20 protein-coding genes are annotated in these 19,651 nt (G+C 69.4%); 15 read left to right on the top strand and 5 right to left on the bottom strand.

All coding sequences use genetic code 11. The features are described from left to right. Positions 1–34 precede the first annotated feature (34 nt). Both ACWGCN_RS24110 and ACWGCN_RS24115 read right to left on the bottom strand, forming a co-directional pair. The gene (locus ACWGCN_RS24110; protein ID WP_378992332.1) at positions 35–466 is read right to left on the bottom strand and encodes a ferritin-like domain-containing protein; all 432 of its coding nucleotides are present in this window, start codon (positions 464–466) and stop codon (positions 35–37) included. Beyond that, complete coding sequence (locus ACWGCN_RS24115; protein ID WP_452459393.1) at positions 463–1,170, bottom strand: hypothetical protein; 708 nt, start codon at positions 1,168–1,170, stop codon at positions 463–465. Before ACWGCN_RS24115 ends, ACWGCN_RS24110 begins: the two co-directional genes overlap by 4 nt. 231 nt (positions 1,171–1,401) lie before the next feature. On the opposite strand from ACWGCN_RS24115, the gene rimP reads away from it, so the two are divergent. The 7 genes from rimP to ACWGCN_RS24150 all read left to right on the top strand — a co-directional run bounded on the left by rimP (position 1,402) and on the right by ACWGCN_RS24150 (position 8,530). After that, a complete protein-coding gene (gene rimP / locus ACWGCN_RS24120; RefSeq protein WP_378992335.1) occupies positions 1,402–2,034 on the top strand; it encodes a ribosome maturation factor RimP in 633 nt (210 codons plus the stop codon). Continuing rightward, positions 2,031–3,059 (top strand): transcription termination factor NusA, encoded by a 1,029-nt coding sequence (nusA, locus tag ACWGCN_RS24125; protein WP_378626517.1) that lies wholly within the window; start codon positions 2,031–2,033, stop codon positions 3,057–3,059. Before rimP ends, nusA begins: the two co-directional genes overlap by 4 nt. A gap of 69 nt (positions 3,060–3,128) precedes the next feature. Next, positions 3,129–3,440 (top strand): YlxR family protein, encoded by a 312-nt coding sequence (locus ACWGCN_RS24130; protein ID WP_101468594.1) that lies wholly within the window; start codon positions 3,129–3,131, stop codon positions 3,438–3,440. 108 nt (positions 3,441–3,548) lie between these two features. After that, complete coding sequence (gene infB / locus ACWGCN_RS24135; protein ID WP_452459394.1) at positions 3,549–6,566, top strand: translation initiation factor IF-2; 3,018 nt, start codon at positions 3,549–3,551, stop codon at positions 6,564–6,566. Between the two features lie 93 nt (positions 6,567–6,659). Beyond that, positions 6,660–6,953: a DUF503 domain-containing protein gene (locus tag ACWGCN_RS24140; protein ID WP_378628258.1), complete on the top strand. Its 294-nt coding sequence runs from the start codon at positions 6,660–6,662 to the stop codon at positions 6,951–6,953. Between the two features lie 12 nt (positions 6,954–6,965). Continuing rightward, complete coding sequence (gene rbfA, locus ACWGCN_RS24145) at positions 6,966–7,412, top strand: 30S ribosome-binding factor RbfA (protein ID WP_378626520.1); 447 nt, start codon at positions 6,966–6,968, stop codon at positions 7,410–7,412. A 119-nt stretch (positions 7,413–7,531) separates the two neighbouring features. Further along, positions 7,532–8,530 (top strand): DHH family phosphoesterase, encoded by a 999-nt coding sequence (locus ACWGCN_RS24150; RefSeq protein ID WP_378992337.1) that lies wholly within the window; start codon positions 7,532–7,534, stop codon positions 8,528–8,530. A 1-nt stretch (position 8,531) separates the two neighbouring features. Here ACWGCN_RS24150 and ACWGCN_RS24155 read toward each other — a convergent pair whose 3' ends face one another. Continuing rightward, positions 8,532–9,698 (bottom strand): MFS transporter, encoded by a 1,167-nt coding sequence (locus ACWGCN_RS24155; RefSeq protein ID WP_378992339.1) that lies wholly within the window; start codon positions 9,696–9,698, stop codon positions 8,532–8,534. A 369-nt stretch (positions 9,699–10,067) separates the two neighbouring features. Between ACWGCN_RS24155 and ACWGCN_RS24160 the strand changes: the two genes are divergently transcribed. Beyond that, a complete protein-coding gene (locus ACWGCN_RS24160) occupies positions 10,068–11,408 on the top strand; it encodes an MATE family efflux transporter (RefSeq protein ID WP_452459395.1) in 1,341 nt (446 codons plus the stop codon). A gap of 120 nt (positions 11,409–11,528) precedes the next feature. Further along, positions 11,529–12,674 (top strand): lipase family protein, encoded by a 1,146-nt coding sequence (locus tag ACWGCN_RS24165; RefSeq protein WP_452459396.1) that lies wholly within the window; start codon positions 11,529–11,531, stop codon positions 12,672–12,674. A 17-nt stretch (positions 12,675–12,691) separates the two neighbouring features. Here ACWGCN_RS24165 and ACWGCN_RS24170 read toward each other — a convergent pair whose 3' ends face one another. Beyond that, on the bottom strand, positions 12,692–13,000 hold the full coding sequence (locus ACWGCN_RS24170; RefSeq protein WP_378992342.1) for a putative quinol monooxygenase: 309 nt from the start codon (positions 12,998–13,000) through the stop codon (positions 12,692–12,694). An 89-nt stretch (positions 13,001–13,089) separates the two neighbouring features. On the opposite strand from ACWGCN_RS24170, the gene ACWGCN_RS24175 reads away from it, so the two are divergent. From ACWGCN_RS24175 to truB, 4 genes are all read left to right on the top strand, one after another. Next, a complete protein-coding gene (locus tag ACWGCN_RS24175) occupies positions 13,090–13,392 on the top strand; it encodes an ArsR/SmtB family transcription factor (protein WP_378626527.1) in 303 nt (100 codons plus the stop codon). 42 nt (positions 13,393–13,434) lie between these two features. Then, positions 13,435–14,391 (top strand): metallophosphoesterase family protein, encoded by a 957-nt coding sequence (locus ACWGCN_RS24180; RefSeq protein WP_358062466.1) that lies wholly within the window; start codon positions 13,435–13,437, stop codon positions 14,389–14,391. Positions 14,392–14,547: 156 nt separating this feature from the next. Continuing rightward, positions 14,548–15,219 (top strand): 4'-phosphopantetheinyl transferase Npt, encoded by a 672-nt coding sequence (gene npt, locus ACWGCN_RS24185; RefSeq protein WP_378992346.1) that lies wholly within the window; start codon positions 14,548–14,550, stop codon positions 15,217–15,219. Further along, positions 15,219–16,151, top strand: coding sequence for a tRNA pseudouridine(55) synthase TruB (gene truB, locus ACWGCN_RS24190; protein ID WP_378992348.1), 933 nt, complete (start codon positions 15,219–15,221; stop codon positions 16,149–16,151). The genes npt and truB overlap by 1 nt, the downstream gene beginning before the upstream one ends. 81 nt (positions 16,152–16,232) lie before the next feature. On the opposite strand, the gene ACWGCN_RS24195 is transcribed toward truB, so the two are convergent. Continuing rightward, the gene (locus tag ACWGCN_RS24195) at positions 16,233–17,717 is read right to left on the bottom strand and encodes an FAD/NAD(P)-binding protein (RefSeq protein WP_452459397.1); all 1,485 of its coding nucleotides are present in this window, start codon (positions 17,715–17,717) and stop codon (positions 16,233–16,235) included. A 227-nt stretch (positions 17,718–17,944) separates the two neighbouring features. On the opposite strand from ACWGCN_RS24195, the gene ACWGCN_RS24200 reads away from it, so the two are divergent. Both ACWGCN_RS24200 and ACWGCN_RS24205 read left to right on the top strand, forming a co-directional pair. Then, positions 17,945–19,060 (top strand): LuxR C-terminal-related transcriptional regulator, encoded by a 1,116-nt coding sequence (locus ACWGCN_RS24200; RefSeq protein ID WP_452459398.1) that lies wholly within the window; start codon positions 17,945–17,947, stop codon positions 19,058–19,060. Positions 19,061–19,169: 109 nt separating this feature from the next. After that, positions 19,170–19,592: an EF-hand domain-containing protein gene (locus ACWGCN_RS24205; protein ID WP_378992353.1), complete on the top strand. Its 423-nt coding sequence runs from the start codon at positions 19,170–19,172 to the stop codon at positions 19,590–19,592. Positions 19,593–19,651 lie beyond the last annotated feature (59 nt).

Consider the following 19,651-nt stretch of genomic DNA (forward strand, 5'->3'; position numbering starts at 1 on the left):
TCGCCGATCTGCCCGCAACCGCCGACTCGGTTCGCTACGCCCGTCCCGGGAAGGTGACGGTGACCGGGACCGATCCCAGAATCGTCTGCCAGCGAGCGCGGCGAACGGCGGCCTCGGTGAGGGCTTCCGTCGCGGTGGCGCGCACCACTTCGTCGGTCGCGTTCTCCACGACCGCGTACCACGCTGCCGCGCAATCGGTTTCGACGCTCACCGCGAGATGCGCCGCGGGGATCGGGTCGTCGACCGGGGCGGGTGGGGTGTAGGCGGCGCGGGGAGCGTCCGGTGCGGTGCCCTCCGCTTCGAGCAGTTCGACCGTGCTGTCGCGACGTGCTCGATGCGCGGCGCTGAACTCGGCGACCAGCCGGGACCGGTCGGCATTGGCGTACGCGGCGATCAGGCCGTAGGAGTAGACGGCCGCGTACTCGGCATCGAGTGCGCTCTGCAATGCCGTTCGCTGTTCGGTCATGTCAGCAGGACTCCTGCCTGGGTGGCACAGGCCGCGCTGATCGACGCGAGAAGACCTGCGCGATAGCCGGTTTCGGTGCGGGCCAGGGCGGCGGCGGACTGTTGGGACCGGACCAGCTGATCACGCACTTGCGCGAGGGTGGCCGGCTGCGCGGACGCGGTCTCGGCCTCCGAGGCCGGGACCGGCGATCCGCCGGGGCCGGGCACGGTCACGGCGCCCGTGCGATGAACGGGCGTGGTGCCGTCGCCGTACACGCCGATCACCCGGTCGATTTCGGTGCGGAGCGCGTCGGCGTGCGCGGTGCGCTCGGTGGCGATCGTGCTCAGCGCGGCATTCGACTGGGGTGCCAGCGCGATCGCCGCGGTCGCGGCCGCGGCATCGGCGCGAGCCAGAACTTCTTGCGCGGCAAGAGGATCCGGAGCATGGACGGTATCGTCCTCGGTGCAGGCGGCCAGCGTGGCCACCACGGGAAGGCCGATCGCGCTCGCGCCGACGAGTCGGAGCACGGTGCGGCGGCGCCAGGCAGGCCGGGTGTCGACCCGTCCGGTCGCCGACGGTGAAAGCTGCTGCACCGGTGTGGGATGCGGCACTACGGCGGGCGGCGGCGACGCGGTCGCGCCGGTGGGAGCCGGCGTCGGCCCGGCGAGGTGCGCGGCGGCGGGCTCGACCCGTAACCGAGAGGGTTCGTGCCGGTCGGAACGCATGCCGGAAGGTCGCCCGGCTCTCGGCGGGACGGAATGGCGGTGGGGCACGTTGACCATCGTGCCAGATCTCACGCGGGCGGCACGCATGCGTGCTGACAGGCCGCGGGCACGCCGAGTCGGACCGGTGCGTGGCGCTCAGCGCCTGGTCCTTTACACTCTCTGAGCGCGTTACGCTAGACCTTCGGCGTAGATATTTCCGATCGCGTCACAACTGAACCAGGAGCCGCCCATATGCCGATGCCCACCGAGGAAAGGGTGAGCCAGCTAGTCGCTGAGCTCGTCGCACGCCGGGGATTCGACCTCGAGGGCGTCGCGATCGCCGCCGCGGGCAATGGCGAGCTGGCTCCGGTTCGAGTGAAGGTCACCGTCGACAGCGACGGCCCCGCCGACCTGGACGCCATCGCCGCGCTCAGCCGCGAGATGTCCGAACTTCTTGATGCCGCAGGCGATTTCGGCGAAGCCGCCTATCTGCTCGAAGTGACGACTCCCGGCGTGGAGCGCCCGCTCACCACCGAACGGCATTGGCGGCGCGCACAGGGCCGCAAGGTCCGCGTGAAGCTGGCCGACGGCGCCGAGCGGATCGAGGGCAAGGCCCGGTTCGACGCGCGCGTCGGCCAGTTCACCGACGACGCCACCGCCATCGCGCTCGTCATCGGCGGCAAGGTGAAGCCACACCGCGTACACGTTCCGGTCGTCGATATCGCCGAGGCTGTCGTCCAGGTCGAGTTCAACGCACCGGGCGCCGCCGAACTCGAGCTCGCGGGCGGTATCGCACCGGGCCGCCCGGTACCGGGCGAAGAACCCGCCGACCTCGCCGCACCAGGACAACACAGTGACACTCCCACCGAAGGGGTTGCGGAATGAATATTGAAATCGAAGCCTTGCGGGCGATCGTCGCCGACAAAGGTATCTCGATCGAGACCGTGATCTCGGCGATCGAGTCGGCACTGCTCACCGCCTACCGGCACACCGACGGCCACGAGGCCAACGCGCGCATCGACATCAACCAGAAGACCGGTGTGGTGCGGGTGATGGCGCGTGAGCTCGACGCCGACGGCAACCTCGTCTCCGAATGGGACGACACCCCGGAGGGTTTCGGCCGCATCGCCGCGACCACCGCCCGCCAGGTGGTGCTGCAGCGGCTGCGTGACGCCGAGAACGAGAAGTCCTTCGGCGACTTCGCCACCCACGAGGGTGAGATCGTCGGCGGTGTGGTCCAGCGCGACGCCAGGGCCAATGCCCGCGGCATCGTGGTGGTACGCATCGGCAGCGAGGCCAACGGCGCCGAGGGACTGATCCCGCCCGCCGAGCAGGTGCCGGGCGAGACCTACGAGCACGGCGACCGGATCAAGTGCTACGTCTACGGTGTCTCGCGTGGCCCGCGTGGCCCGCAGATCCAGCTCTCGCGCACCCACCCGAATCTGGTGCGGCGGCTGTTCTCGCTCGAGGTGCCCGAGATCGCCGACGGTTCCGTCGAGATCGTCGCGGTGGCGCGCGAGTCGGGACACCGTTCCAAGATCGCCGTGCAGTCCACCGTGCCGGGCGTGAACGCCAAGGGCGCGTGCATCGGCCCGATGGGTCAGCGCGTGCGCAACGTGATGAGTGAACTGGCGGGCGAGAAGATCGATATCATCGACTACGCCGAGGATCCGGCGACGTTCGTCGGCAATGCGCTCTCGCCGTCGAAGGTGGTTTCGGTCACCGTCGTCGATCCCGACGCCAGGGCGGCACGCGTGATCGTGCCGGACTTCCAGCTCTCCCTCGCCATCGGTAAGGAGGGCCAGAATGCCCGCCTGGCTGCCCGTCTGACGGGCTGGCGCATCGATATCCGCAGCGACGCGGCTCCGCAACCGGACGACTCCGCCCGGCCGGAAGCGCACCGTAGCTGATCCGAACACGTCGAATCCCGACCGGCGGATGACATGTTCGTAACTTCCGGAGGGGAGGGGTTCGTCGTTATGACCGGGTCACCGGTAGAGTGGGTACAAGACCGGCCCGCGCAATCCGTTCGCACCTGTATCGGATGCCGTCAGCGCGAGCCGTCTGCCGACCTGTTGCGGATCGTGGCGCAGCATCGAAACACCGATGTCGCGATTGTTCCCGATCCGCGGCGCAGACAGCCCGGACGGGGTGCATGGCTGCACCCCGTTTCAGTTTGTTTGCGTTCCGCAGAGCGGCGCCGAGCATTCGGCAGAGCCCTACGAGTGTCCGGAAATCTGGATATCTCAGCCCTGGAGCAGTACCTCGAGAACAGGCACGAGCACTCATGAGCACACCGTGAAGCACCAACGATGAACGTCCGTCGGAGATAACCCGAGGTCGTGCGGGCCCGCCTTACCTAGGCGGCGTCACTGCTCGGCCTCTCAGTGAGGAGAGCAGTGGCAGGCAAGGCCCGCGTGCACGAGTTGGCTAAAGAGCTCGGTGTCACAAGCAAGGAACTACTCGCGAAGCTCAAGGAGCAAGGCGAGTTCGTGAAGTCGGCGTCCTCGACGGTGGAAGCACCCGTCGCACGTCGTCTGCGCGAATCACTGGCGTCGAAGTCCGCTCCGGCGGCCGATGCCAAGTCGGCGGCCCGTCCCGGCCCGTCGTCGGCAGCAGCAGCCCGTCCGGCTGCCAAGCCCACCCCCGGTGGCCCTCGCCCCGGTCCGCGTCCGGCTCCGGCCGCTCCCGCCCCGGCAGCCGCTGCCGCGCCGGCTGCGCCGAAGCCCGAACAGGCCGCTCCGGTCGAGGCCAAGCCCGCTACTCCGGCCCCCGCGAGCCACGCTCCGGCCGCCGCGCAGTCGGCTCCGGCCACCAAGCCCGCAGGCGCCCCCGCGCCCGGCCCGCGTCCGGCTCCCGCCGCGCCGCGTCCGGCACAGGCGCCCGCCGCAGGTCAGACCCGTCCGGGTCAGGCGACGCCGGGTGCTGCCGCGCCCGGTCCGCGTCCGGCCGGTCCCGGCCCGAAGCCGGGGCCGAAGGCTCCGCGCGTCGGCAACAACCCGTTCAGCTCGGCGCCCGATCGTGAGCGTCCGGCACCGCGTCCCGCTCCGCAGGGTGGCCCGCGTCCCACTCCGGGTCAGGGCGGTCCCCGTCCGGCTCCCGGTCAGGGTGGCCCGCGTCCCGCTCCCGGTCAGGGCGGTCCCCGCCCCGGTCAGGGTGGTCAGGGTCAGCGTCCGGCCGCCGCGCAGGGCGGTGCCCCGCGTCCCGGTGGTCCCCGTCCCAACCCGGGTTCGATGCCTCCGCGTCCGAACCCCGGCGCCATGCCCGCACGCTCCGCACGTCCCGGCCCCGCGGCCGGTGGCCGTCCGGGTCGTCCGGGTGGCGCTCCCGGCGGTGGCGGCGCAGGCCGTCCCGGCGGTGGCGGCGGCGGTGGCGGTTACCGCGGTGGCGGTGGCGGTACCCCCGGCGCTCCCGGTGCCGGCGCTCCCGCGGCCGGTGGTTTCCGTGGTCGTCCCGGTGGCGGCGGCGGTCGTCCCGGTGGTCCCGGTGGCCGTGGTGGTGCCGCAGGCGCCTTCGGTCGCCCCGGTGGCGCAGTTCGCCGTGGCCGTAAGTCGAAGCGGGCGAAGCGCGCCGAGTACGAGAACATGCAGGCTCCCGCCGTCGGTGGCGTGCGTCTGCCCCGCGGCAACGGCGAGATCATCCGTCTCGCCCGTGGCGCATCGCTGTCGGACTTCGCCGAGAAGATCGACGCGAACCCCGCAGCTCTCGTGCAGGCACTGTTCAACCTCGGCGAGATGGTCACCGCGACCCAGTCGGTGAACGACGAGACCCTCGAGCTGCTCGGCGGCGAGATGAACTACGTCGTCCACGTGGTCAGCCCCGAGGACGAAGATCGCGAACTGCTGCAGTCGTTCGACCTCACCTACGGCGAAGACGCCGGCGGCGAGGACGACCTCGAGCACCGTCCGCCGGTCGTGACCGTCATGGGTCACGTCGACCACGGTAAGACCCGACTGCTCGACACGATCCGTAAGGCCAACGTCGCTGAGGGCGAGGCCGGTGGCATCACCCAGCACATCGGTGCCTACCAGGTGCTCACCAACCTCAACGAGGAAGAGCGTCTGATCACCTTCATCGACACCCCGGGTCACGAGGCGTTCACCGCCATGCGTGCTCGTGGTGCGAAGGCCACCGATATCGCGATCCTCGTGGTCGCGGCCGACGACGGCGTCATGCCGCAGACGGTGGAAGCGATCAACCACGCCCAAGCCGCTGATGTGCCGATCGTCGTCGCGATCAACAAGATCGACAAAGAGGGTGCGAACCCGGACAAGATCAAGCAGCAGCTCACCGAGTACGGCCTGGTCACCGAGGAGTACGGCGGCGACACCATGTTCGTCAACATCTCGGCCAAGCAGGGCACCAACATCGATCAGCTGCTCGAAGCCGTGCTGCTGACCGCGGATGCCTCGCTCGACCTGCGGGCCAACCCGGACATGGACGCCCAGGGTGTCGCCATCGAGGCGCACCTCGACCGCGGACGTGGCCCCGTGGCCACCGTGCTCATCCAGCGCGGCACGCTGCACGTCGGCGACTCGATCGTGGCGGGCGACGCCTACGGCCGCGTCCGTCGCATGGTCGACGAGCACGGCGAGGACGTCCACGCGGCGACTCCGTCGCGCCCGGTCCAGGTCATCGGTTTCACCTCGGTGCCCGGCGCCGGTGACAACCTGATCGTGGTCGAGGAAGACCGCATCGCCCGGCAGATCGCCGATCGCCGCAATGCGCGCAAGCGCAACGCGCTGGCCGCTCGCAGCCGCAAGCGGATCAGCCTGGAAGATCTGGATGCCGCACTGAAGGAGACTTCGGAGCTCAACCTGATCCTCAAGGGCGACAACTCCGGTACCGTCGAGGCCCTCGAAGAGGCCCTGCTCGGCATCGAGATCGACGACGAGGTGCGTCTGCGCGTCATCGACCGCGGTGTCGGTGGCGTCACCGAGACCAACGTCAACCTGGCGTCGGCCTCGAACGCGATCATCATCGGCTTCAACGTCCGCGCGGAGGGCAAGGCCACTGAGCTGGCCAACCGCGAAGGCGTCGACATCCGGTACTACTCGGTGATCTACCAGGCGATCGACGAGATCGAGAAGGCCCTCAAGGGCATGCTCAAGCCGATCTACGAAGAGGTCGAGCTGGGCCGCGCCGAGATCCGCGCGATCTTCCGTTCGTCCAAGATCGGCAACATCGCCGGTTGCATGGTCACCTCGGGCTCGGTCAAGCGCAACGCCAAGGCGCGCCTGATCCGTGACGGTCGAGTGATCGCGGAGACGATGACCATCTCCTCGCTCAAGCGGGAGAAGGACGACGCTCCTGAGGTTCGCGAAGGTTTCGAGTGCGGTATGACCGTCACCTACAGCGACATCAAGGACGGCGACATCATCGAGGCTTACGAGCTTCGTGAAAAGCCGCGCGACTGATCAACGCAATACCGCTCGATCCACGCCGCATCCGATTCTTCGGGTGCGGCGTGGAGTCTTGCGGGAACCCCATCTACCAGGAGGTGAGCACCGCTGTTCATCGGTGCGCTCGAATTCGATCTACTGCTCGGTGACGTGCATTCGCTCAAGGAGAAGCGGTCGGTGATCCGGCCGATCCTCGCCGAGCTGGGAAAGCGCTTCGGCGTGAATGCCGCCGAAGCCGGAGATCAAGACCTGCACCGCCGAGCGCTGCTCGGGGTTGCCATGGTCAGTGCGGAAACGGGACACCTGAACGAGGTGCTCGACAAGTGTGAGCGGCACGTTGCCGCGCGTCCGGAGATAGAGTTGCTGGCAGTACGCCGCCGGATCTTCGGACCCGAAGACTAGGGAGGTTCAGCCATGGTTGATCAAGCCAGGGCACGCCGGCTCGCCAAGCGGATTTCCGCGATCGTGGCCACCGCGATCGAATACGAGATCAAGGATCCGCGGCTGCGGTTCGTCACCGTCACCGATGCCAAGGTGTCCGGGGATCTGCGCGAGGCGAACGTCTATTACACGGTGATGGGCGAGACCATCGACGCCGAACCCGACTACGCCGAGGCCGCCGCCGGGCTCGACGCGGCCAAGGGTGTGTTGCGGTCCAAGGTGGGCGCGGGTACCGGAGTGAAGTTCACCCCGATCCTGTCTTTCACTCTCGATAAGGTGCCCGAGGTGGCCCGCGAGATGGAAGAGTTGCTCGCGAGAGCTCGCGCCATCGACGACGAGGTGGCCAAGGTCGCCGCCAACGCCAAGCACGCGGGCGAGGCCGACCCGTACAAGGCCGATCGCGACGACGAAGACGAGTAGGCAGGCATGTCCGGTCAGCGCCCGCAGGCGGTAGCCCGAGTGACCACGCAGGGTACGTCATCCTGCCCGGTGGCCACCGCCTTGTCGGGCCGACGACCGGTGCCCGTCGTGGACGCCGGATGACCAGCGTCCGCGACGGGACCGAACTGGGCACAGCCGTCGCCGCCTTGGCGGCGGCGCGCTCGGTGACGATCCTGTGCCACGTGCAGCCCGATGCCGACACCGTGGGGAGCGGGCTGGCGCTGGCGCTGGCGCTGCACCGGCGCGAGGTACCGGTGTGTGTGTCCTTCGCCGAGCCCGCTGAGCTGCCCGCTTCGTTGCGCACGCTGCCCGGTGTGCAGCTGGTGGTGCCGCCCGCGCAGGTGCCGGCCGAGGTGGACCTGTTGATCGTTGTCGACTGCGGCGCGCGCAGCCGTCTCGGCGCTCTCGCCGACCGATTACCCGGTGCGACCATGACATTGGTGATCGATCATCATCGGGCCAACGACGGCTTCGGCACCGTCGACCTGATCGACGAATCCGCGGCCTCGACCACCGAATTGGTGACCCGGCTCCTCGATGCGTGGGGCGTGGAGATCGACGCCCCCATCGCGCACTGCCTGTTCGCGGGCCTGGTCACCGATACCGGCTCGTTCCGCTGGGCCCGGTCCGGCAGCCACGCGATGGCCGAGCGCCTGCTCGCCACCGGCATCGACGGCACCGAGATCACCCGTGTCCTGCTCGACACCCACCCCTACGCCTGGCTCCCGATGTTGTCGAAGGTGCTGTCCACCGCCGTGGTCGTGCCCGCCGCCGCCGGTGTCGGCCTGGTCTACGCGCTCGTGCGCGCCGCCGATACCCATGACGTGGGGCCCGAAGAGGTCGAGAGCGTCATCGACGTCATCCGGACCACTGCCGAAGCGGGCATCGCCGCCGTCTTCAAGGAAGCCCGCGGCCAGAACGACCGCTGGACGGTTTCCCTGCGCTCCCGCGACTCTGCCCCAGGCCGCACCGACGGCGTCGATGTCGCCGCGGTCGCCGGCGTTTTCGGCGGCGGCGGCCACCGCTTCGCCGCCGGCTACACCACCTACGGCAACGCCGAGGATGTCGTGCGCGCCCTGATCGCCGCCCTGGGCTGACCTAGGTCGCGGCGACGGCCTTCTCGCGGCGCAGGCGCAGGGCCAGGGGGACGCCGAGGACGGTGGTGGTGGCGCAGAGGGTGAAGGCCAGGGCGGGCTGGTCTACGAGGAGGCCGGTCAGGCCCGCGACGACGAGACCGCCGAGATTGCCGGTCATCCAGATGAGGCCCGCGGCGGTGCCGTCCGCGGCGCCGGTGTGGCGTTCGGCCATGGCCAGCACGATCGGGAGGGCGGGGAGCAGGGTCAGGCCGATGAGGACGAAGGCCAGGAAGCCGGTGGCGAGGCCGGGGGCGAGGGCGACGAGCAGACAGGCGGCGGCGCTGGCGGTGAGACCGACCATCACGGCGGGGAGTTCGATACCGCGGCGCAGGACCGCGACCGGAATCACCGCGCAGCCGACGACACCGGCGAGGACGTTCACCAGCAGCACGATGCTGGCCGCGTCCGCGCTCACGCCGGACGGTTCCAGCAGCGCTTGGCCATAGGTCGCCAGCGCGACGAACGTGCCGAAGGGGAAGAACACGGTGACGCAGAGTCGGCGCACATACCGGTCCCCGAGGGTCGCTCGGAGCGCGACGAACGAGGTCGATGTGCTCGCGGCAGGTCCGGTGCCCGCGCGCATCAGTTCGACGGTGAGTGCGACCGCGGCCAGGGCGGCGAAGATCGTGCCGATCGCGGTGAGGGCGGTGAGCTGGCTTTGCGCGGGCAGCGCCGCGCCGAGTACGAACGCGGCGGCCATCCCGGCGAAGGTGCTCGCGGTGCCCACCGCGATACCGGTCGGCCGGTCCTTCTCGTCGAGATAATGCCCCGAGATGCCGGTGATGGCGTTGAGCACCAGCGGTTGCGCAATGGCGACGACGGTCTGACCGATGAGCACGATCGCGAAACCGCCGTCGAGCAGGCGCAGCGCCGCACCGATCGCGGTGAGAACCGCGCCGGCGATCAGGCTGGGACGGAACCAGCGATCGAGTGCGATTCCGGCGGGCACGGCGAGCACGACGTAGAGCAGCGGGAACATGTTCGCCAGCCACCCGATCGCGGACTCGGACACACCGAAGTGCTCCGCCGCCACGGTCGTCACCGGCGCGTAGGTGAGCCACACCAGCTGGGTGGCCGCGCCGACCAGGGCGAACGCCGTGATCACCCGCCATCGCTGCACAAACACCATGGTCGATCCTGAGTTGTCCGGGCGAACCAGGCGTCCGCGGTATGTCATCGTCCCACCCGAGCTGGGCAGGCGACCAGTATCGTCGCTCATCCTGCCTGCCGTCCACACTTCGTACTCGCGGTTTCGTGCTGATCGGGAGGTGTGTCCGCGATCGGCGGGCGTGATCGGCGATGTGGGTGGCGGCGTCGGTGCGCCACCACCGCGAACATGATCATGCCCGGCGATCGGCGAGATCGCTCCGGTGGCGCTGCGCGGTGGGCGATGGTGTCGGTGGCGTGTGCCACCATCGGCAGGTCGGCAGCGCGTCCGATGAATTCGTGGTGACCGTGGGAGGTCGGTGTGGGGTCCGCTGAACCGAGGGACGAAGCCGTGACCGGCGATGAGGCCGACCAGGTCGGACCGCGGCGAATTCTCGGCATCGCCGTGCCCACCCTGGGCGTGTTGGTCGCCGAGCCGCTGTATCTGCTCTTCGACATCGCGGTGGTCGGCAGGCTGGGGGCGCTGGCACTGGCCGGGCTGGCCGTCGGCGCCGTGATCCTCGGGTCGGTGAGCACCCAGCTGACGTTCCTGTCCTATGGGACGACCGCGCGTGCGGCCCGTAGACACGGTGCGGGGGATCGGACAGGTGCTGTCGAGGAGGGCGTACAGGCCAGCTGGGTGGGTGTGGCGATCGGTCTGGTGATCGTCGCGGTGATCCAGTTGTTCGCGGTGCCACTGTGTTCGGTGCTCTCCGGTGGTGGGGAGATCGCCGACGAGGCGCTGATCTGGGTGCGGATCGCGCTGTTCGGCGTGCCGTTGATCCTGCTGTCGATGGCGGGCAACGGGTGGATGCGCGGTGTGCAGGATGTGCGACGACCACTGACCTATGTGGTGGTGGGTCTGGCGTTGTCGGCGGTGCTGTGTCCGGTTCTGGTGTACGGACTGCTCGGCGCACCACGGATGGAACTGGCCGGCTCGGCGGTGGCGAACCTCGTCGGCCAATCGGTCTCCGGCGTCCTGTTCGCCTATGCCCTGCTGCGCGAACGTGTTTCGCTGCGCCCGCGCGTCGCGGTGATGCGCGCTCAACTCGTCCTCGGGCGCGACCTCATCATCCGCAGTCTGTCGTTCCAGATCTGCTTCGTCTCCGCCGCCGCGGTGGCCGCCCGTTTCGGCGCCGCGTCCGTGGCCGCCCACCAGGTGGTCCTGCAGCTCTGGAATTTCCTCGCCCTGACCTTGGACTCGCTCGCCATCGCCGCCCAGACGCTGGTCGGCGCGGCTCTCGGTGCCGGTAATGCCCACGGCGCCAAGGCGATCGCGCGCCGGGTGACAGTCTGGTCCGAGATCTTCGCGCTGCTCCTTGCCGCCGTCTTCGCCGCGGGCGTGACCGCGATCCCGCTGCTGTTCACCGACGACCCCCAGGTCCTCGAACGCATCCATGTCATCTGGTGGTTCTTCGTCGCCATGATCCCGGTGGCCGGCGCGGTGTTCGCCCTCGATGGTGTCCTGCTCGGCGCGGGCGACGCCGCCTTCCTTCGCACCGCGACCCTCGTCGCCGCCCTGACCGGCTTCCTGCCGCTGATCTGGCTGTCGCTGATCTTCGACTGGGGCGTGGCGGGAATCTGGACCGGTTTGGTCGTCTTCATGTTGGCTCGACTGCTGGCCGTCATCGCCCGCGCACGATCCGGTCGCTGGGCCAAGGTGGGCGCCGAAATCCCGCACGGCGCCGCATAGTGCTGTGGAAACCTTTGCGACGCAGCAGATTCGATTCTGGTGACGGGCACGAAGGTGCTTCTCGGCAGTAGATCGCCTACCGTCGCAAGTGCGGACAGTGGGATCGACGATGGAGGCGCAATGGCCGTGCACGATGTGATTTCCCAGGCCGGCCGGGTGGCGGTGGCCGCGGCGCTGGTGCTGATCGGCGCGGTGGGCGCGGGGCCCGCGGCGCAGGCGGCGCCCGTCGCGCCGGGGCAGCTGATTGCCCACACCGCGCAGCCTGCCGGCTGGGGTGAATGGTCGCGGGCAGCCATCGTCGAATATCGCACGGAGGGTGCGACGCACGGCATCGCGAACGCGGCAGGGCTGGTGCTGCTCCCGGATTCGCCCGCCCCGGAAGGTGGTTATCCGGTGGTGGCGTGGGATCACGGGACCAGCGGGCTCGGGCCCGACTGCGGCCTCACCACCGACAAGGCGCGGCATGAACGCCCGCTGCTGCAAGCGTTCCTCGATCGCGGCTGGGCGGTGGTCGCACCGGATTACCTCGGCCTGTCGCCCGGCTCCGACACCGTGCACCCGTACCTGCACACTCGCACCGAGGCCACGGCCACGATCGACCTGGTTCGTGCCGCGCGGGCCGCGGAGCCGAGTCTGGCGCCGACGTGGGCCGTGGTCGGCGGTTCGCAGGGGGGACATGCCGCACTGGGGACCGGCAACCTCGCCGGCGACTACGCGCCCGAACTGGACTTCCGCGGCACCGTGGCACTGGCGCCGGCATCCAACTACGAGCAGATTCTGACCCAGCTCGGTCCCGAGGTCCCGAACCTCCCCGTGGTGGACCGGCTCGTCGGCCCGTTCGCGGGCATGCTCGCCGGGCTTCGCGCCACCCGTCCCGATCTGGATGTGAACGGTCTGCTCAGCGCGCGTGGCCGCGAAGTGGTCGACGCGATCGCCACCAGTTGTGTCGACGATTTCGACCGGGCCGTCGGCGGTGCGTCGATCGGCACGCTCCTGGCGAAGCCCGTGGCCGCCGACGGCATCGGCGCGGCCCTGCGCGACTACATGGTGGTCCCCACGGTCGGCTATCGCCAACCGGTGCTGATCGCCCACGGCGCGGCCGACACGGTGGTTCCGCTGCCGCTGACCTTCGCGCTGCTCGCGCAGATGCGATCGGTGGGCACCCAGGTCGAGTTCGCGCAGTACCCGGGCGGACACGAACAGGTCGGCGTCGAATCGCGGGAACGGGTCCTGGCTTTCGTCGACGGCTTACTCGCCACCGCCTGACCCGGGAGCGGGACGGCTCAGCGGGGATAGGGGCTGAGCATGTCGATCCAGCGGATGTCCAGGTCGCGGGTCAGGTAGTCCAGGCGCGAATTCCAGAAGTCCTGCATGTGCGGCAGGGCGAGGTGGCGGTCGAGGTCGGCTTTGCTGCGCCATACCTCGTAGAAGACGAAGACCGAGGGGTCGTCGCTGTCGACGTGGAAGTGGTATTCGAGGCAGCCTTCTTCGGCGCGGGTCGGTTCGACGAACGAGAGCAGCAGCTCACGCAGGTCGTCGCGGCGTTCGGGTTTCGGGTGGGCGAACCCCACCAGCGCGTAGGTGCTCGACATGATGCTCCTTAGGTACGATGTTCTACGTACCTAAGGACGCTAGGCGGCAGCTAGGTATGACGCAAGCCGTACCTATGTGGAGGTGGTGGGTGGACCAGGAACTCGAGCTGGGAGCGGTACTCGGCGCGCTGGCCGATCCGCTGCGGCGTCGCGTGATCACCCTGCTCGCGCTGGATCCCGCCGATGGCGACCGCAGCTGCTCGTCGTTCGACCTACCGGTGACGAAGGCGACCCGCACCCACCACTTCCGGGTGCTGCGCGAGGCGGGGCTGGTCCGGCAGGTGAATTACGGCAATCGCAGCACCGTCGTCCTGCGGCGGGCCGACCTCGACGCGCGGTTTCCCGGGCTGCTCGATCTGCTGGTGGCCGAGGCAGCCGACGCGCAGGGGTGAACCCGCCGGTGCCGCGCACCCGGGGTGTGCCACTGTGGACAGGTGATTCCGAAGTTGATGGCGGTCAGCGATGTGCACGTGGGGCATCAGGGCAACAAGCCTGTGGTGGAGCAGATCGTTCCCGATTCGCCCGAGGACTGGCTGATCGTCGCCGGTGACGTGGGGGAGAAGGCCGAGGAGGTGCGGTGGGCGCTGGAGTTGCTGCGCGGCCGCTTCGCCAAGGTGATCTGGGTACCGGGCAACCACGAGCTGTGGACCACGCCGAAGGATCCGGTGCAGATGCACGGCGCCGCCCGCTACGACTATCTCGTCGCGATGTGCCGTGACCTCGATGTCGTCACCCCCGAGGACCCGTTCCCGGTGTGGACGGGTCCGGGCGCCGAGAAGTACGGCGGCCGGGTCACCCTGGCGCCGATGTTCCTGCTCTACGACTACTCGTGGCGACCGGCGGGCACGAAGACCAAGGCCGAGGGTCTGGCGCTGGCGCGCGAACGCAATGTGGTGGCGACCGACGAGTTCCTGCTGACTCCCGACCCGTACCTCACCCGCGACGCCTGGTGCCACGCCCGTGTCCAGTACACCCAGCGCCGCCTCGACGCGCTGCCCACCGACACTCCGTTGGTGATGATCAACCACTTCCCCCTGGTCCGCCAGCCCACCGACATCCTGTTCTACCCGGAGTTCTCGCTGTGGTGCGGCACCGACCTGACCGCCGACTGGCACACCAGCTACAACGTGGTCTGCTCGGTCTACGGACACCTCCACATCCCGCGCACCACCTACTACGACGGCGTCCGCTTCGAAGAGGTCTCCCTCGGCTATCCCCGTGAATGGAAACGCCGAGGCATGCCGGAACCGCTGCTCCGCCAGATCCTTCCCGACCCGGTCTACGCCGAAGGCGATCTGAACTCCTGGGGCGGCCATTTCAAGGTCACCCCGGAGATGGAAGCCGCGGCCGCCGAGATGCGCGAGAAGGCCGAGCGCAGGCGAGGCATCTGACAGCGAATTTGCACGAAAACCCCACGCCTGATTTCGTAAGAGCATCGGCAACTCACCGGGCACGAGCAAACCCGCCCACCCGGTACCGCCAGACGCCAGCGCTGACCCAACCAGCGCCGAGGTCTGGCCACACGACGCGGAGAGGCGGACAAGCCAGTGCTGGAGAGGATTTTGCCGAGGAGTGTGGCTTCGGCGGAGTTGCTGGTTTTCCCGGAGGATCTCACGGCGCATCCCGCCGAGGAGCACCTCATCGCCAAGTCCGTGGAGAAGCGGCGCCGGGATTTCATCGGCGCCCGGCACTGTGCTCGCCTCGCCCTCGAACAGCTCGGTGAGCAGCCTGTCGCGATCGGCAAGGGCGAACGCGGCATGCCGCTGTTCCCGCGCGGCATCGTCGGCAGCCTCACCCATTGCGATGGCTACCGTGCCGCCGCGATGGCGCACTCGCTGCGTTTCCGTTCGGTCGGTATCGACGCCGAACCGCACGACACCCTGCCCGAGGGAGTGCTCGATTCGGTCAGTCTGCCCGCCGAACGCGAGTGGCTGTCGGATACGCCCGGCGAGGGCCTGCATCTGGATCGGCTGCTGTTCTGTGCCAAGGAGGCCACCTACAAAGCCTGGTTCCCGCTCACGCTGCGGTGGCTCGGTTTCGAGGACGCGCACATCACCTTCGAGATCGACTCCCGCACAGACAATGCGGGCTCGGGCACTTTTCATACGAAGCTGCTCGTGCCCGGCCTGACGAACGACGGCGGCGCCGCGCTGACCGAGTTCGACGGCCTCTGGTTGATCGCCGACGGGCTGATCCTGACCGCGATCGCACACGGCTGATGGCCGCGCGAGTGTCGCGGGTGGGCGAGCTGGGCGGTCTCGTGATCGTCGACAAGGACAGCGGCCTCACCAGCCACGACGTGGTGGCGCGCAGCCGAAAGCTGTTGCAGACCAAGAAGGTCGGCCATGCGGGCACCCTCGACCCGATGGCCACCGGGGTGCTGGTGCTGGGGGTGGAGCGGGCCACGAAACTCCTCGGCCAGCTGCTGCTCACCACCAAGGCCTACACCGCGACGATCCGCCTCGGTCAGGCCACGAACACCGACGACGCCGAGGGTGAGGTCACCGCGACCACACCCGCGCTGCACGTCACCGACGACGAGATCGCGGCCGGCGTCGCGGCCCTGACCGGTGACATCGAGCAGGTCCCCGCCACGGTGAGCGCCATCAAGGTCGACGGCGAACGGGCCTACGCGCGCGTACGCGCCGGCGAGGAGGTACAACTGGCCGCCCGGCCGGTCACGGTGTCGCGCTTCGACATCCTGGCCCGTCGCGATGTCGCCGACGGTGAATTCGTGGATCTCGACGTCGCGGTCGAATGCACCTCCGGTACCTACATTCGCGCCCTGGCCCGCGACCTCGGCGCGGCCCTCGGTGTGGGCGGACACCTGACAGCCTTGCGCCGCACCAGGGTCGGTCCCTTCACACTCGAACACGCCCGCACCCTCGAACAACTCGCGACCGCGGTCGAAGCCGAGCAGCCTCTGCTCAGCCTCGATATCGACGCCGCCGTCCGCACCGCCTTCCCGCTCCGTGACATCGACGAATCGCAAGCCACCGACCTGCGGACCGGCCGCTGGCTCGAGCCCGTCGGCATCAAGGGCGTCTACGCCGCGATCGACCCACGGGGCCGGGCCATCGCACTCCTGGAGGAGAGCGGCAAACGCGCGGGCTCGGTGATGGTGGTGCGGCCGAGGGGAATCGGCGACTGACGAGCTCGTTGTCGTTCGATGCCCGTCTCGTGGCCGGGTGAGGCGGGCGCCCGAGCCCGAAACCGCCTCGCTGGGCAGGGGTCAGCTGCTCACGGGCAGTGTCTCGTGCCGGAATTCCGGTAGCCCGGATTCCTTCGTCAGGTGCTCGGCCAGCTGTGCCGCTTCCGCGGCGAGGCCGGGTGGGTTGGTGGCGATGAACATCGAATCCGCCGCCAGGTTGCCGAGGACGTGCCAGGTGCCGGCACGCAGCGCACGGGTGCGTGGTTCGGCGCGGAGACCACCGGTGGGCGCGACTTGCGCTGTGCCGCTGTCGAGCAGGTGTGTCATCAGCGTCTCGGTGTCCTGCGGGGTGACGTAGGCGGGTGGGTTGACGGCGTTGATCACGATGTCGGCCGTCCCGGTGGATTCACCGGTCAGCGTGAACCCGGTGTCGTCCGCCGCGATCGCGGTGAGTCCGGTGCGCAACCGCACCTGACCCGAATCCAGCAGGCGCAGCAGGATTTCCGCGTTGTGCGGGACCATCGGCGAGCTGAGGCTGCTGATCGTGCGGTAGTGATCGGTCCGCAACCTCATCCGGTCGGCGTCGGTCAGGGCAGGCCACAGGATCGGGCCCATCGTGCGGATCGCCATCGTGAGCAGGCGTCGACCCAGCAGGGTGGAGTCGACATCGGCGAGCTGGCGGCGCAGGCGAAGCACCGGGTCCTCGGCGCCGGTGGCGCGGATCTCGGCGGCGAACTCGTCGAAATCCTCACCCAGGCCGGTCAATTCGGCACGCAGGAGCGCGACCACCGCGGTGAACTCGACCGCCCCGCCCGCCGCGAGGTCCAGTGCGGCGGCCGGGGTGAGGTGGCGCGGTGCCAGTGGTCGTGGACGTTGCTGGACGAACGGCAGGATCCCGCTGCGCGACAGCAGGGTGATCGGACCTCGATGACCGTTCTCGGTCAACGCGGCCGTGATGTCGACGGCGGTCAGGCCGCTACCGACCACGGCGACCCGAGCCTCGGGATCCACCTCGGTGAGCGTGCGCGCCAGCGGATACGGCTCGTCGACATAGCCGGGGGCCCCGGTCAGTCCGTACTGGTCGCGGGGACGGCCGCTGCCGACGCAGAGCACCACGCGATCCACCGGATACCTGACACCGCCCTCGGTGCGCAGTACCACCGGCTGTTGCTGCGCGACGCCGGTGACCCGGTCGTTCACCACGTCGACCCGCCATCCGCCGTGACGCAACCGGTCGATCGACGCCCGCGCCGACCGTTCCAGGTACTCGCCGTACATCGCGCGCGGCACGATCGGCTGCCCCAACCCGGAGTCGAGGAAGCGCACCGCGTCCGGTCGCCGGGCGAGCCAGTCCTGGAAATGCCCACGATCGCTCGCCCGCGCGGACATCAACGCGGGCGGGGCGTTCACGCGCACCGCGGGCACATCGCGCTGATAGGCCCGTCCACGCCACAGCGCCGCGGATCCCTCGAACACGGTGATCGTGCCCGGTGCCCCGTCGGCACCCGCGAGCGCGTCGAGCAACCCGACCGCGGCCACTCCCGCACCGATGATCCCGATTCGCATGTCGACTCCTGTCCTCGGAGGGCGTTGCCGCGCACTCGCATTCGATGGCAGGCACGACGTCGTGCCCGCTCTGTGATCAGCGTGCTCGCGCCGGTGCCGCCGCGAAATCCCGCATGTGCGGGATACGGCTCACCGGGTGACGCGGGGCCGCGGCGGTGCGGGATCGAGACGGGCACCCCCTCGATCGCGGGATGGCCCCGAGCATTGACCGCGACGACAATGGGCACATGACCGCCCCGGCTTCGCCCGCCATGACCGCCTTGCTCCGCGGGATCGACGCGGCGCCGGATGCGCACGAGCTGTTCGAGCGGACTTCCACCAGGTTGCGCCGGTCCGTGGGGTTCGACGCCGCGGTGTGGGTGGCCACCGATCCGGTCAACGGCCTGACGACCGCGCCCGTGCGGGTGGAGAACCTGCACGAAGGTGGCTGCGGGACCTACTGGGAGTCAGAGCTTTTCGCCGAGCACGTCAACCTGTTCCGCGATCTGGCCGTGGCGCAGGTGCCGGTGGCCGGTTTGCGCGCGGTGACGGGCGACCGGCCGACACTGAGCCCGCTGTATCGAAGCTTCATGCGGCCCCGCGGATTCGGTGACGAACTGCGGGCCGTGCTGCGCGTGGACGGTCAGGGTTGGGGGCAGGTGAGCTTGTTCCGGGAACGCGGCAGACAGGCCTTCGCCGCCGCCGATGTGGCGGTGCTGCACGCGTTGTCGGCCCCGATGGCGCGGCGCCTGCGCGGCTTCGCCCGACCGGCGACCACGGGTTCGAGCGGCGTCCACGCACCCGGCCTACTGCTGTTCGGCGCAGACGGCGCGCTGCTCTCGGTGAACGACGAGGCCCGCGAGCTGCTCGCGCTCATGCCGCCTGGCCCGTCCACCACGACCGGCGCCGGACTCGAATTGCCCTTGCCGGTCTGGATTCTCAGCACCGCGGGGCGTGCGCGGCTCACCGGAGACAGCGCTCGCATCCGCATTCGCACCCTGACCGGGCAGTGGCTCGTCTGCCACGCCTCGTGTCTGCGTGACGCGAACGGCGAACCGACTACGACGGCGCTGGTGATCGAACACGCGACGCCCTCGGACGTCGCGGCGCTCGTCGTCGCCGCCTATGAACTGACCCGCCGCGAACTGGAGGTCACCGAACTCATCGCGGCGGGACTGTCCACCGCCGCCATCGCCCGGCAGCTGCTCGTCTCCGCCCACACCGTGCGCGACCACGTGAAGTCGGTCTTCGACAAGACGGGTGTCACCAGCCGTGGCGAGCTCGTCGCGGCCCTGTTCACCGAATACCGGCAACCGGCGGCCGAATCGGTCACGCTGCGGGTCCTCGACGGACGCGCCGGCTGAGCGGCGATCTCGCGGACCGGGGCCGACTCCCTGTGCGCCGCACCCACTCCGGCGAATCCGTAGAGTGGCGTAAACCGGCCGGTGGCCGGGGTGGAAGAGGGATCGTGAGATGAGTGCAGAGTCGGTCGACACGTTCACACTGTGGGATCGCGACGGTGACGGACTGGTGTCGGTGGACGATATCGCCGACGGAATTCGTTCGGCGGGAATCGAAGTCGACCGGGAGGCCGTCGAGCGGATGGTCGCCGCCGCGGATACCAACGGCGATTTTCTCGTCTCCCGTGCCGAATTCGACGCCGCCGTCGTCGCGGGGCGGATCGAGGTCACCGACGCCGATGCGGCGTTCCGGGTCTTCGACACCAACGGTGACGGCCGGATCTCGGTGGCCGAGCTGGAATCGTTGATCCGCCACGTGGGTGCGGGGCGCATCGACGAACCGGCCGCCGACCTGCTCGCGGCCGCCGATCAAGACGGCGACGGCTACCTCTCGCTGCCCGAATTCCGGGTGCTGCTGGATTTCCTGTCGCGCTGAAGGTGCCGCCTTCCCCGGTCGGCGGCCGCACCGGTAGTCAGGGGTACTGGACGGCGGAT

The organism is Nocardia sp. NPDC055050 (assembly GCF_053608345.1).

Bases quoted from the DNA above. Each gene is read 5' to 3' on its own strand.
- ACWGCN_RS24130 (WP_101468594.1), top strand. From the start codon at position 3,129: ATGACCGGGTCACCGGTAGAGTGGGTACAAGACCGGCCCGCGCAATCC.
- ACWGCN_RS24165 (WP_452459396.1), top strand. From the start codon at position 11,529: ATGGCCGTGCACGATGTGATTTCCCAGGCCGGCCGGGTGGCGGTGGCC.
- rbfA (WP_378626520.1), top strand. From the start codon at position 6,966: ATGGTTGATCAAGCCAGGGCACGCCGGCTCGCCAAGCGGATTTCCGCG.
- ACWGCN_RS24115 (WP_452459393.1), bottom strand. From the start codon at position 1,170: ATGCGTTCCGACCGGCACGAACCCTCTCGGTTACGGGTCGAGCCCGCC.
- nusA (WP_378626517.1), top strand. From the start codon at position 2,031: ATGAATATTGAAATCGAAGCCTTGCGGGCGATCGTCGCCGACAAAGGT.
- ACWGCN_RS24150 (WP_378992337.1), top strand. From the start codon at position 7,532: ATGACCAGCGTCCGCGACGGGACCGAACTGGGCACAGCCGTCGCCGCC.
- ACWGCN_RS24170 (WP_378992342.1), bottom strand. From the start codon at position 13,000: ATGTCGAGCACCTACGCGCTGGTGGGGTTCGCCCACCCGAAACCCGAA.
- ACWGCN_RS24155 (WP_378992339.1), bottom strand. From the start codon at position 9,698: ATGGTGTTTGTGCAGCGATGGCGGGTGATCACGGCGTTCGCCCTGGTC.
- ACWGCN_RS24195 (WP_452459397.1), bottom strand. From the start codon at position 17,717: ATGCGAATCGGGATCATCGGTGCGGGAGTGGCCGCGGTCGGGTTGCTC.
- ACWGCN_RS24205 (WP_378992353.1), top strand. From the start codon at position 19,170: ATGAGTGCAGAGTCGGTCGACACGTTCACACTGTGGGATCGCGACGGT.
- ACWGCN_RS24200 (WP_452459398.1), top strand. From the start codon at position 17,945: ATGACCGCCCCGGCTTCGCCCGCCATGACCGCCTTGCTCCGCGGGATC.
- truB (WP_378992348.1), top strand. From the start codon at position 15,219: ATGGCCGCGCGAGTGTCGCGGGTGGGCGAGCTGGGCGGTCTCGTGATC.
- ACWGCN_RS24110 (WP_378992332.1), bottom strand. From the start codon at position 466: ATGACCGAACAGCGAACGGCATTGCAGAGCGCACTCGATGCCGAGTAC.
- rimP (WP_378992335.1), top strand. From the start codon at position 1,402: ATGCCGATGCCCACCGAGGAAAGGGTGAGCCAGCTAGTCGCTGAGCTC.